General features: G+C 58.6%; 12 protein-coding genes. 4 read left to right on the top strand and 8 right to left on the bottom strand.

Going from position 1 to position 13,003, the window contains the following annotated elements:
* The first annotated feature begins 366 nt into the window (after positions 1–366).
* On the top strand, positions 367–564 hold the full coding sequence (locus BMY55_RS06525; RefSeq protein ID WP_091429294.1) for a DUF1127 domain-containing protein: 198 nt from the start codon (positions 367–369) through the stop codon (positions 562–564).
* A 91-nt stretch (positions 565–655) separates the two neighbouring features.
* On the opposite strand, the gene BMY55_RS06520 is transcribed toward BMY55_RS06525, so the two are convergent.
* The 7 genes from BMY55_RS06520 to rpiA form a co-directional block, all read right to left on the bottom strand.
* The gene (locus tag BMY55_RS06520; protein WP_091429293.1) at positions 656–2,080 is read right to left on the bottom strand and encodes a Do family serine endopeptidase; all 1,425 of its coding nucleotides are present in this window, start codon (positions 2,078–2,080) and stop codon (positions 656–658) included.
* A 226-nt stretch (positions 2,081–2,306) separates the two neighbouring features.
* On the bottom strand, positions 2,307–3,353 hold the full coding sequence (locus tag BMY55_RS06515) for a fatty acid desaturase (RefSeq protein ID WP_091429291.1): 1,047 nt from the start codon (positions 3,351–3,353) through the stop codon (positions 2,307–2,309).
* A gap of 114 nt (positions 3,354–3,467) precedes the next feature.
* Complete coding sequence (locus BMY55_RS06510) at positions 3,468–3,656, bottom strand: DUF2065 domain-containing protein (RefSeq protein ID WP_407639013.1); 189 nt, start codon at positions 3,654–3,656, stop codon at positions 3,468–3,470.
* The gene (gene hflC, locus BMY55_RS06505; protein ID WP_091429289.1) at positions 3,653–4,522 is read right to left on the bottom strand and encodes a protease modulator HflC; all 870 of its coding nucleotides are present in this window, start codon (positions 4,520–4,522) and stop codon (positions 3,653–3,655) included. Before hflC ends, BMY55_RS06510 begins: the two co-directional genes overlap by 4 nt.
* Entirely contained in the window at positions 4,522–5,667 is a 1,146-nt protein-coding gene (gene hflK / locus BMY55_RS06500; RefSeq protein ID WP_091429287.1) for an FtsH protease activity modulator HflK, read from the bottom strand. Before hflK ends, hflC begins: the two co-directional genes overlap by 1 nt.
* A 141-nt stretch (positions 5,668–5,808) precedes the next feature.
* Positions 5,809–7,176, bottom strand: a complete 1,368-nt coding sequence (gene gor, locus BMY55_RS06495) for a glutathione-disulfide reductase (RefSeq protein WP_091432112.1) — start codon at positions 7,174–7,176, stop codon at positions 5,809–5,811.
* Between the two features lie 153 nt (positions 7,177–7,329).
* Entirely contained in the window at positions 7,330–8,112 is a 783-nt protein-coding gene (gene rpiA, locus BMY55_RS06490; RefSeq protein WP_091429286.1) for a ribose-5-phosphate isomerase RpiA, read from the bottom strand.
* A 183-nt stretch (positions 8,113–8,295) separates the two neighbouring features.
* On the opposite strand from rpiA, the gene BMY55_RS06485 reads away from it, so the two are divergent.
* Entirely contained in the window at positions 8,296–8,649 is a 354-nt protein-coding gene (locus BMY55_RS06485) for a YbaN family protein (RefSeq protein WP_091429284.1), read from the top strand.
* An 80-nt stretch (positions 8,650–8,729) separates the two neighbouring features.
* Positions 8,730–10,109, top strand: a complete 1,380-nt coding sequence (locus BMY55_RS06480; RefSeq protein ID WP_091429282.1) for an L-serine ammonia-lyase — start codon at positions 8,730–8,732, stop codon at positions 10,107–10,109.
* Here the strand turns inward: BMY55_RS06480 and BMY55_RS06475 are convergent.
* On the bottom strand, positions 10,106–10,774 hold the full coding sequence (locus BMY55_RS06475) for a thiamine diphosphokinase (protein ID WP_091429280.1): 669 nt from the start codon (positions 10,772–10,774) through the stop codon (positions 10,106–10,108). The two genes, BMY55_RS06480 and BMY55_RS06475, sit on opposite strands and share 4 nt — an antisense overlap.
* A 145-nt stretch (positions 10,775–10,919) precedes the next feature.
* Between BMY55_RS06475 and BMY55_RS06470 the strand changes: the two genes are divergently transcribed.
* Entirely contained in the window at positions 10,920–12,947 is a 2,028-nt protein-coding gene (locus BMY55_RS06470; protein ID WP_091429278.1) for an RNA-binding protein, read from the top strand.
* The last annotated feature ends 56 nt before the right edge of the window (positions 12,948–13,003 follow it).

Here is a 13,003-nt window from a genome sequence, read left to right as displayed (position 1 = left end):
TCCTGCCCTGTCTGCTCTGTCCGGTCGCTCACACAGATGCGCGGCGCTCTTGTTGCAAACCGGACTAGCACGAAACGAGAACACGCGCCAGAAGCAATTGCGGCGACAGTGATTCCCAAGGTCCGTTGGCGCGATCGGGAACGTGAGGCTTTTAAGCCACATGCCGTCCCACCGGACAGAATGTCGCGGGTCGAAAATCGACGGATTCAGCCTGTTTTCGACTTCGCATATCCCAATTGCGACCCGTTGCAGAAAACGCATATGAGTCATGCATTTTGCGATCTTGCCGCCCTCGAAAATCGGGCCTAGATGCCCGCCAAAGCAATCGTGCTTGTTGCCGTTATCTAACCGAGAAGGATCCGAAAAATGGCTGCTTTCGAAACGACATATATCCCTGTGAGCGGTGCGTCATTCGGCGGCCGTTTGTCCGCCGCGTTCCGCAAACTTGTTGTCACGGTCCGCGTCTGGAATGACGCCCGTATGACCCGGAACGCCCTGGCCAAGCTGAGCGACCGCGAGCTTGACGATATCGGGCTGTGCCGCGCTGACATCAGCTCGCTGTAAGATCACCACCACGAAAAAGCCCGCGCTTCTCTGGCGCGGGCTTGCCACCCCGTTCGGCATCTGCCGCACGGGGTTTTCTTTTGTCGGTCGCCTATTCCAGTGTCAGCGCGACGAACCGTGGGTTGTCGTCGCGACGCACCAGCAGCAGCACCGATTTACGCCCGCCGTCCTTGGCATCCTCAAGACGTGCTTCCAGCGCGTCGATCGAATTGACGGATTCTTGCCCGGCTTCAGCCACGACGTCACCGGCCCGAATGCCTTTTTCAAAGGCCTCGCTGTCTTCGTCGATGTCCAGCACGATCAGCCCTTCAGCCGTAGGCGGCAACCCAAGGTCGTCGCGACGCATGTCGTCCAGTTCACCTAAGGTCATGCCCAGAACTTTGCCTTCTGCTGGCGCGTCTGGTGCGTCCTCGCTCGGGGCATCGCCGGGTGCTGCATTGGCATCTTCGCGACGTCCAAGCGTGATTTTCAGCGTTTCGGTCTGCCCCTCGCGCAAGATCACCACGCGCACCGCTTTGCCAACAGGCGCATTGCCGACGATGCGCACAAGTTCGCGCGTGCTCGTCACTTCGGTGCCATCGAAGGACAGGATGACGTCATTGGGCAGAATGCCCGCATCCTTGGCCGGTCCATCCGGCACGTCCGTGATCAAAGCGCCGTTGGTGCTTTCAAGCCCCATCGCCTCGGCGATATCGTCGGTGATGTCCTGAATGCGCACACCCAGCCAGCCACGGCGGGTTTCGCCGAATTCTTTCAACTGATCCACAACGCGTTTGACGACGGCTGAAGACATTGCAAACCCGATACCGATCGAGCCGCCATTGGGGCTAAGGATCGCAGTGTTCACCCCGACCACTTCGCCATCCATGTTGAACAGCGGCCCGCCCGAGTTGCCGCGGTTGATCGCCGCATCCGTCTGGATGAAGTCGTCATAGGCACCTGACAGCTCGCGATTGCGCTGCGATACGATCCCGGCTGAAACCGAAAAACCCTGCCCAAGCGGATTGCCGACGGCCATCACCCAGTCGCCGACGCGCATGATGTCACTGTCACCAAAGGTCACGAAAGGCAGTGGCTTGTCGCTTTCCACTTTCAAAACAGCGATGTCGGTGTTGGGGTCGGTGCCAATCACTTTGGCGGGCAATTCACCGCCACCGTTGAAAAACTCAATCATGATCTCATCCGCGCCATCGATGACGTGGTTGTTGGTCACGATGAATCCATCCTCGGAAATCACGAAACCCGAGCCAAGGGCCTGACTGCGGCGCTGGCGTGGCTGGTTGTCATTGCCATTTGGCCCGCCTGGCTGATTGCGATCCAGAAAATCACGGAAGAAATCTTCGAACGGGCTGCCTTCCGGGATCATAGGCTGGTTGCCGGTTCTTTGCGCGATGATGGTCGACGTAGTGATATTCACCACCGCCGGACTGACCTGTTCGGCCAGATCGGCAAAGCTGTCAGGGGCGCTGCGCGCCTCGGCCTGCAAGCCCGTTGCAAGGATCATGGCCAACGCCATGATAAGCCCGACAAAAGCGTGTAAGCCCCGCGTTTGAGCATGTTCGGGGGAAATCGCCTGCACTTTCACACCTCTCTCCTTTCAAGAAACAGTTTCGGGCCTCGGCCCGTTCACGAATAGTCTCTAGATAGGGAGACTAATGCGCAAAGCAAAGCTCCAGAACAGTGTTCACCGGCATGTGAACGTCTGTAATGCTGCGTGACACGCGGAAGGATGCCAACAGGTTCTAACCCGCGACCGAGCCATAGATCGCACGGGCCTGCGAGAACGACAACAATTGCTTGCGGTTCGCATCCCACAGATGCAGTCGCGCGCATGACAGGCTTTCGGCTATGGTCATGCGGTTGGCCTGCGCCAGTTCCGCGTGGTCACGCAGCACTTCGGTCAGGCGATAGAACGGGATGCGGCTGTAAAGATGGTGCACGTGGTGGATACCGATATTGGCACTGAACCATTGCAGCACTGGTGGCATGATATAATGCGAGCTGCCTTCAAGGGCCGCGTCGTGCAATTGCCAATCCTCTTCGGTGCTCCAATGCGTGTCTTCAAACTGGTGCTGCACATAGAACAACCACATGCCAGCCGTCGCGGCCAGTATGGTGGTCGGCAAGAAGATCAGCAAAAGCGCCGAGAAGCCGCCGAAATACCAGATCACCACCAGCGCGGCGAGGATGGCCAGATTGGTGCCCATCGCGCTGATCCAGTACCGCGCACTGTTCATCAGGCCAAGCGGCAGGCGGTTTTGCAGAAGGAACAGATAGCCCGGTCCAAATCCGAACAGGAAAACCGGATTGCGATAGATGCGATACCGCAAACGCTCGAACCGTGACAGGCTGTTATATTCGTCAACTGTCAGGGTCATGATGTCGCCAATGCCACGCTTGCCCAGATGTCCGGCCGAGCTGTGATGGATCGAATGGGTGCGCCGCCAGACAGCATAAGGTGTCAGTGTCAAAACCCCGATCACCCGCCCAACCCAATCACTGAGCGCGCGTTGCTTGAAGAACGCGCCGTGGCCGCAATCGTGCTGAATGGTAAACAAACGCAATAGAAACAGCGCGTTGACGATTGAAATCGCAAGTGTCAGCCAAAGACTGACCGACATCGACAACCACGCCAGACCCCACAAAAGGATGAACGGACCGATGCTGACCGCCAGTTCAAACGCGCTGCGCCACTGGTTCGGTTCGCGATAGGCGGCCAAGGTCTTGACCCAGTCCCTCGCGGATTTCGTGTCATCGGATGATTGCGGAAAATCTGGGGTATGTTTCATAGGCCTGCTTTGCAAAGAACTCGGGCACCGATAAACAACTTGCTCCACATAGCAAGTAAATTATGCGGCATGGACAAAGTGACACGCTGGACGCGAACGATATTTTCCGCTGGATCACCCACGCGACATCCAGACCAGCACAACACCCAAAGCCAGCGCCACAAGCCCGATAAGCCGACGCTGGTCACGTGACATTGCGGCCATCATGGCCACAAGATCATCCAAACGCGAAGGGGCCAGTGCGAACACCAGCCCCTCGATCACGAGCACAAGCCCGATCCCAAACACAACCGTCGAGATCACCGGCCCGTATCCGATTTCAGATAGTCGAAGAACTCGCTGTCCGGCGACAGAACCATCGACGAGTTGGCACCAAGCAGCGAATTTTCATAGGCTTCCAGCGATCGCAGGAAGGCATAGAATTCCTCGTCGCGACCCAGTGCATCGGCCAGAATGCCGTTGCGGCGGGCGTCAGCCTCACCCCGGATGATCTGGGCCTGCTTGCGCGCCTCGGACACGGTTTCGACCACGGTCCGGTCTGCGGTGGCCCGCAAACGCTGGGCCGCTTCGTTACCGCGTGCGATTTCATCGGCGGCCAGACGCTGACGTTCTGCACGCATCCGTTCGAAGGTTGCTTCAAGGTTTTGCTTGGGCAGATCGGCGCGCTTGATGCGCACGTCGATGATCTCGACCCCCAGCGACGCCGCCTGCGTACGGGCTTGATCGCGGATCTGGTTCATCAGAAGAACCCGGTCGGCAGACAGAACCGCGCCAGAGTTCACTTTACCAAGAACCTCACGCAGTTCGGCGTTCAGGATCCGTTCAAGACGCGGTTGTGCACCGGCGATCGAGCTTGCTCCCACGGCACGGCGGAATTGCTTGGCGTCCGAGATACGCCAGCGTGCGAAGGCGTCAACTTCAAGCCGCCGGCTATCCGCGGGCGTCACCTCAAGTTTGCTGGTTTCCAGGGGCAGGATCCGACCGTCATATTTGACGATCTCGTGCAGCACGGGGATCTTGAAATACAGACCCGGATCCGTGATCTCGGCCTGCACCTCACCAAACCAGAGCCGTAGCGCGACCTCGCGTTCATCGACGATATAGATCGCCTGCAACGCGCCAAACAGCACCGCCACAACGGCGACAAGGATGATTTGTGTGCGTTTCATCAGTTCGCCCCTCCGTCCGTTGTTTGCGCTGGTTTGCGCGTCAATTCGTTCAGCGGCAGATAGGGCACTACGCCCCCTTCCCCACCGACATTGTCGTCAAGGATCACCTTGTCCACGCTGCGCATCACTTTCTCGATCGTTTCCAGATACAGACGCTTTCGCGTGATATCCGGAGCCTTCGCGAACTCATCGTAAACAGCGATAAACCGGGCGGCTTCACCTTCGGCCTCGTTGACCACGCGGGCGCGATAGCCTTCGGCTTCTTCCAAAAGCTGTGCGGCTTCACCACGTGCCGCTGCAACCACACGGTTTGCATAAGCGTCGGCTTGTTTCTGAAGCGTGTCGCGGGTCTGTTCGGCTGCCTGCACTTCGCGGAAACTGTCAATCACGTCTTCAGGCGGGTCGGCCTTGTCAAAGTTCACCCGAACGATGTTTACCCCGGACTGATACCCATCCAGCGTCGACTGGATCAGCTCTTGCAAATCCTGAGCAATGATTCCGCGATCCGAGGTCAGGATCGGAGAAAGACGCGAACGCGCGATAATCTCGCGCATGGCCGATTCCGATACCGCGCGAATGGTGTTTTCCGGCGCGGCAAGGTTAAAGACAAATTTCTCGAGGTCCGAGATGTTCCAGACGACCTGATAGTCGATATCGACGATGTTTTCGTCGCCCGTCAGCATCAGGCCTTCATTGGTGCCGTCACCAATATTGATCACGTTTTCACGCGTTACCGGATAGATTTCCCTTGTGACAATGGGCCAGGGCGCAAAGTTCAGACCCTCTTGACCAACGCCATAGCGTTCACCGAACAGAAGCTCGACCGATTGCTCCGATGTGTCCACGCGATAGAAACTCGCAAATACCCAGACCGCCACAGCGACCAGCGCCACCAACAGGATCGATCCGCGTCCGAAGCTGGGCCCGCCGGTGCCACCACCTGAGCCGCCACCGCGACCTTTGTCGCCACGACCGCCCATCAGGACGCGCAACTGCTCCTGTCCCTTTTTCATCAGTTCTTCAATCTCGGGCATTTGCGGTTGATCTTTACCGCCACGGTTGCCGCCACCGTTCGAGGGGGGACGCCCACCAGAGCCGTCACGGTTTCCACCGCCGCCCCAGGGACCGCCATTATCGCTGGCCATCTGGTCCTATTCCTTCCACGTAAATGGTTTCGTCGTCATACCTGACCCTTTGCGGGCCGGATTTCAAGGCACAGAGGGGGCGATACGCCCCGTTTCGAGTTGAATTTCCTGTGCATTCGCATTTCGATATCGGATTGGGGCTTAATCGCTGCGCGTGGGCGACTTCATCAGCACGATTTCTTCCGACATGGTCGGGTGAACTGCAACCGTGCGATCAAAATCTGCCTTGGTGGCCCCCATCTTCACGGCAATAGCGACCAGTTGGATCATTTCGCCTGCCCCGTCACCCACAATATGACAGCCAAGAACCTTCTGGGTTTCCTGGCTGACGACCAACTTGAACAACACGCGTTCATTCATACCAATGAAACTTTTTTGCATGGGGCGGAACGCGGCGCAGTAGACATCGATCTTTTCGCGGGCACGTGCGTCCTCTTCCGACAATCCAACCGTGCCGTATTCTGGCTGCGTAAACACCGCCGAAGCGACGTTTTCGTGGTCTGGTTTGGTCGGGTTGCCGTTGAACACAGTTTCAACAAACGCCATCCCTTCGCGGATCGCGACCGGGGTCAGATTGATCCGGTTCGTGACATCCCCGACCGCATAGATCGACGGAACCGAGGTCTGGCTGTAGTCATCCACGACCACTTCACCGCCGCGACCCAGCTTGACGCCCACGTCTTCCAGACCAAGCCCGTCTGTATTGGGCGTTCGCCCGGTGGCAAACAGCACCTGATCGAACATCTCTGACCGTCCATCCGTGCCCGTGACCAGTATGGCACCATCACGACGCTCCATCTGTTCAACTTCAAGACCGACATGCAGATCGACGCCACGCTCGTGAATATGTTCGGCCAAAAAACCGCGCACTTCGTCATCAAAGCCGCGCAGGATTTGCGCACCGCGATACCACTGCGCGACATGGCTGCCCAGCCCGTTGAAGATGCAGGCGAATTCACAGGCGATATAGCCGCCGCCAACGATCAGAATCCGCTTGGGGAAATCGTCCAGATTGAACACCTCGTTCGAGGTGATGCCCAATTCCTGCGCACCGGGTGTGTCAGGCAGGAAGGGCCGACCGCCGGTCGCCACAAGAATATGCTTGGCTGTGAAGGCCTCGCCCGTCGACAGTTCGACCGTATGAGCATCCTTGATCGTGGCCCGAGCATGGAAAATGTCAGCACCCGAGTTGCCAAGATTCTTGGTATAGATACCTTCCAGCCTGTCGAGTTCGGCGTGAAGCGTGGGCCGGAACGTGCCGGTCCAATCGAAATCGCCGCGCGCATTGTTCTGCCAGCCAAAGGCACGGGCCGCATCGGCAGCGGGACCGAATTGCGAGGCAAAGACCATCAGCTTTTTCGGCACGCAACCCCGGATCACGCAGGTGCCGCCCATGCGAAACTCTTCCGCCAGCGCGACCTTGGCGCCGCTTTCGGCCGCCACGCGACCCGCGCGCACGCCGCCCGATCCGCCACCAATCACAAAGAGGTCATAGTCAAATCCGCTCATATCCATTCGCCTTTCCAGCCCCGACCATATCGTCAGGGCGCAAATCACATTGCGGCAGAAGCTATGGGCAACGCCGTCGGACTTCCAGAGCCAGTTATGTCACATGGTTCACGTTTGCGCGCAGCGAGCCTGCGCCACAGATAGCCAGAGGGATCAAATATCTGCGAAAATATTCGCGCTGTCTGCGAACTCGATCCGCTCTTCTTCGTGGGTGCCTTCGTTGATGTCGATCACCTCGACCCGGCCATCGCCATGGCCGATGACCACCGCGTCGCAAATGTCGATGAACAACCCGTTCTCGACCACGCCCGGCACCTGATTCAGCACCATGGACAGCTTGCGCGGATCCTGAATACGTTTCAGGTGCAGGTCTACGATGTGATTGCCTTCGTCGGTTACGAAGGGAACACCGCCCTTTTCGCGCAGCACGGCCTTGCTGTCCAGAACGTCCATCGCGGCCAACAGCTCTTCGACCAGCCCCTTGGTGGCTTGAAGGCCAAAGGGAATCACCTCGATTGGCAGCGGGAAGGCACCCAGCATGTCGACCCCTTTGGTGGGATCGGCAATCACCACCATCCGGTCCGAGGCCGTGGCGACGATCTTTTCCTGCAGATGCGCGCCGCCGCCCCCTTTTATCAGGCATAGATCCGGGTCGTATTCATCGGTGCCATCAATGGTCAGGTCCAGCCATTTCGCCTCGTCCAGCGTTGTCACCTCGATCCCCACCTGCCGCGCCAGTTCGGCGGTGCGGGTGCTGGTGGGCACGCCAGTGATCTTCAGCCCCTCGCTGCGAACACGTTCGCCCAGGCAACGCACCATCCAGGCGGCGGTGGACCCGGTGCCCAGCCCCACGCGCATTCCGTCTTCTACATATTGAACTGCCCGCTTGGCAGCGACGAATTTGGCGGTGTCGATGGGTGAAAGTTCTCCGGACATGGCAGCGATTCCCCTTGTGGCACATGTTTCGAGTTGTCAGCGTTATAAAACGCATGACCGGGGGAGGCGAGAGGGAACGCAGCACGTTGCCGAATTTCGCCTTCCTGCCGCCGGGTGGACATTCGCCCCGGCATCGCCCAAAGCTGACGCAACGATTTTCTGGCAAGGGCGACTTCCCTCAGGATGAGCAGATATGTCTATATTGTGTTGGGCTGGAGCGCAGTGGCGCTGGGACTGATCGGGGTCATCCTGCCCGTCCTGCCCACCACGCCTTTTCTACTTGTGGCCGCCTTCGCGTTTGGCAAAGGCAGCCCGAAAGCGCGCGCATGGTTGATCGACCACGCCCATTTCGGCCCCGCGATCAAGGATTGGGAAGAGCGTGGCGCGATCTCGCCACGGGCGAAAACACTTGCGGTTTTCATGATGGCACTGGTGTTCGTCGTATCGCTGATCCTTGGCGCGCCACCGCTGGTATTGCTGGCGCAGGCTGTTTTGATGGGCGCAGGGGCAGCTTTTGTGCTGACCCGGCCGGACTGAAGCAAAAAGCGTCGCTTTTGCGCTGACATCCCGGTGTGAAATGATCAATCTGATCCAACCTGCAATCGAACGAGGTCACAATGTTCCTGTCTGTCTTTGACATGTTCAAAATCGGGGTCGGCCCCAGTTCATCCCATACCATGGGCCCAATGGTCGCAGCGGGGCGATTTCTGGACCATCTGCGCGCCCAACCCTTCAAGGTGCAGGGATTGCGCGCCTCTTTGCACGGGTCGCTTGCCTTTACCGGAGTGGGTCACGCGACTGATCGGGCAACCATTCTTGGCCTGGCCGGTTTTCTGCCTGACAGCTATGACCACATCAGCGCCGAAGCCACGTTGGCCGAGATCGACCGCACCGGCACTGTCAGTCCTGTGGGATTGGGCACCTTGGCCTTTGTCCCAAAGACCGACCTGATCTTCGATTATGAAACGCCCCTGCCGGGTCACGCCAACGGGATGCAACTGATGGCCACTGACGCTCAGGGCGATGTGGTGGTGCGCGAGACTTACTATTCCATCGGCGGCGGCTTTGTCGTGACCGAAGCCGAACAGGCACGCGAGGCGGTGTTGGACGTGCGCGATGCCAAGCGGCATCCCTATCCATTCGACACTGCCGCCCAGATGCTTGAGATGGCCCAAGAGTCCGGCAAATCCATCGCCGATATGAAGCGCGAAAACGAGTTGGAACACATGGGTCCAACCGCGCTTGCCGAAGGGCTGGACCGGATTTGGGATGCGATGAACCGGTGCATTGACCGCGGATTGGCGCAGGATGGAATCCTGCCGGGTGGCCTTCTGGTGCGCCGCCGCGCGAAGGCGATCCATGACAGCCTGATGGCGGAACAGGGGATGAACCTGTCCGCCCCGCATATCATCAACGATTGGATGAGCGTCTATGCCATGGCGGTGAATGAAGAAAACGCCGCAGGTGGGCAGGTTGTAACCAGCCCGACCAACGGTGCGGCGGGGGTCTTGCCCGCGGTTGTTCGTTATTGGCTGAATCATGTGCCGGGCGCGGTGCCGTCGCGGGTGCATGAATTTCTTCTGACAGCTTCGGCGATTGGCGGGATCGTGAAACACAACGCATCTATTTCTGGCGCGGAAGCGGGGTGTCAGGCCGAGGTTGGATCGGCCAGCGCCATGGCCGCCGCCGGGCTGTGCGCCGTGATGGGCGGCACGCCGATGCAGGTTGAAAATGCCGCCGAGATTGCTTTGGAGCACCATCTGGGTCTGACCTGCGACCCCGTGCGCGGGCTTGTGCAGGTGCCTTGTATCGAGCGCAACGGGCTTGGCGCGATCAAGGCGGTGTCTGCCGCGTCACTGGCCCTGCGCGGCGATGGCACCCATCTTGTGCCACTGGATGCCTGCATCAAGACGATGTTCGAAACCGGGCAGGACATGTCGGAAAAGTATAAAGAGACGTCCCTTGGCGGTTTGGCCGTGAACGTCCCGAACTGCTAGGCTTTAGGCGGGGTCAAAACCGCAATGGCATCGGTCAATTGGGCGCGCGGCAGGATCACCAGAAGACCAGGGCCATCAGCCTCGACGGTAACTTTCGTCGCGTTGGTTTCATTCGATGTGCCGATCATACCCCAAGGCGACATTTCAAGATCTTCCACCGGCCAGACCAGGCCTGTGCCGCTCACTTTCACCTTGGCCATGGGAAACAGCGAAAACCGGGTGCCAATGGGCAACGACATTGTAAGCGGCGCGGACAGATGGAAGCAAATGTCCACCTCGCCTACCAGTATGACCCGCTTTTCCGGCAGCCGCACCAAGGTGTTATAGCAGGCCAGTTCGTGATCCAGCCGCTTGCCCATGAACCCGACCCCCAGGACCACCGGCGCGTCGATCAGATCAAGCGTTTTGTGGAAATCCGTGCGATTCTGGTCCGGGGTGTCAACGAACCGATCCGCACCGATCACCTTGCGCGCCCGGTCCGACACCGAATCCATATCGCCGGCCACGACCACGGGCACATGCCCCATTTCCAACGCCTGATCCGCACCGCCATCCGCCGCGACAAGCTCTGGCGCAAGGCTCAGACAGTGCGAAAGTGTCGCCGGATTCACAGCACCGCCGCCCAGCAAAGTCACATTGTGGGAAAATTGACGAAAATATCTCATTATGGACACAATTGTCTCCCAATCTGATTTTAAGAACGGACTTGTCCGGAAAAAATACCGTGGTTTTCACGGCTTTGTTTAAGTTCCCGGAACGATGTAGGGTGGTGTATACCTGCGCAGTTTCGGAGGAGAAAGTGAGTTATCAATGGTGAGCAACAGCAAAATCCTCACTGTATCCTATGGCACTTTTTCGTGCACGCTTGAAGGATTCGACGAGCCATTTGGCACCATGAAGTCCATCGCGGAGTATTTTCGCGATCTGGCAGCGGATGACCGCTATTTCGGTGCGGAACCCCCGACGCCGGATGCCGAGGTGCTTCACCGTATTGCCGAACGCGAAATTCAGAAACGCGTTCAGGCTCGGGTGGAGGACGATGGAGTTGTTCTGCGTCAGGAAGGCTCGGCCCTGCCTGCTGTGACCAAGACCGGAGCCACGGTGGTGGCCGGTCAGGCGCTGCTGAATGATGATGCAGAAGATCAGGCGGACACTCCGGCAGACGAAGCGGCCGAAGAAGACACTGCCGAAGCCGCAGAGACAGAAAAAGCTGCCCCGGCAGAAGAAGCTCCCGCTGAAGATCGTCATGCAGAGGTCAAGCAAGACGCGGACCAACCGGTCGCCGAGGACGCCACCGAAAACGCTGGCAATGCGGAACACGACAATTTTGAACATATGGCGGAAGAAGCCGCCACGCACGCCCCGGCCGATTTGGACGATGACAGTGCGGAAGCAAAGCTGGATCGTATTCGCGCCGTTGCAAACGACGCCAGCTTGGACGATTTCTCGGACGACCCGGATGTCGAGCCGTTTTATGACGCCGACAAGAAAGACGTTGCGGCGGAAAGCGCCGTCATCGACGCCACGGTTGATCAGGACGAAGCACAGGAAGCAGACGCACAGCCGGACGCAACTGAAGAGGTCTCTGACGAAGCCTCATCCACAGATGGTCCGTTGGTTCTGAGCGCGGATGCCAGCGTCCGTACTGACACAGATGAAGATGTTGACGCCATTCTGTCCCAACTGAATGCACAAGGCGATCAGGCCGACCAAGACGTGGCCGAAGCGGACGCCAGCTATGACGATGAAGACGATGCTGATCTGGACATCGAAGACGGCGTCACCAATGTTCTGGAAAACACCTTCGACGACGAACCAGAGGCTTTGCGCCCCGTCAATCGTGTTGTGCGTGTGAAGCGGATGCGGCGCGAGGATGGCGTTGAAGAACTGACCGTTACACCGAAAGACGTGGAAGACGCGACCGTTCTGGACTCTGATGACGCAGAACAGGATGACGGGAGCCCCGACGACGGCGATCAGAACGATCACTCGACCCTGAAACTGCTGAACATGATTGACCACGAGGTCAAAACCGAAGCGCGCCGCGAACGTCGCGAGCAGGTGTTTGACAACGGCGCCGCCGATCAAAGCGACGAGACTTTGAACCGGATTCTGGCTGAAACCAACGACAAGATGGACAGCCAGGAAGTTTCGCGCCGCCGCAACTCGATCGAACATCTGAAAGCCGCCGTGCAAGCAAAACGCGCTGATGAAGATGCCGGTGAGGTCGAGGACGAAGAACACGAAGAAGACCCGTATCGCGAAGACCTGGCCCGCGCCGTCCGCCCGAAGCGTCCCGAAAACACCGAGTCGAAGGGCAATTCGTTGCGTATGGCCCCGCTGGTTCTGGTGTCAGAGCAGCGCGTCGATGCCATTCGCGATACCGATGAAGACGCGGACACCGATGCAAAGGGCAACAAGGCCGTGCGGATCGTGCGCCCGCGCCGTGTCAGCCGCAAACCCGGCAGCAAGGCGGAAACCGTCGCCGGGCAGGCACCTGTTGATGGTGCCGGCAAAACCTTCGGTGCCGTCTCGGCAGACCCCTCTCAGGATGGGTTCGCGGCCTATGTGAATGGGGCCGATGCCTCGGACATGACGGGCTTGATGGAGGCTGCTGCCACCTATGCCACGAAAGTTCAGGGAATGCCGCAGTTCAGCCGCCCGCATGTGATGCGGTTGGTCGTCGCGCTGAACGTCAATGGTGGCATCTCGCGCGAAGAAGCCTTGCGCGCGTTTGGTCGTCTGTTGCGTGAAGGTCGTATCAGCAAGATTGCACCGGGCCGCTTTGCCCTTGCGGAAGGCGACGCAACCGATGAAAGCGGACGCCAATCAGCCTAACCTGTTAAAATTTAACTAAAAAAACACGGCCCCTTAGGGGTCGTGCTTTTGTTTTA

This window comes from Aliiroseovarius sediminilitoris (genome assembly GCF_900109955.1).
GTDB lineage: Bacteria > Pseudomonadota > Alphaproteobacteria > Rhodobacterales > Rhodobacteraceae > Aliiroseovarius > Aliiroseovarius sediminilitoris.
Note: the sequence above shows the minus strand (reverse complement) of the source record. Positions and strands in the feature narration are given on the sequence as shown.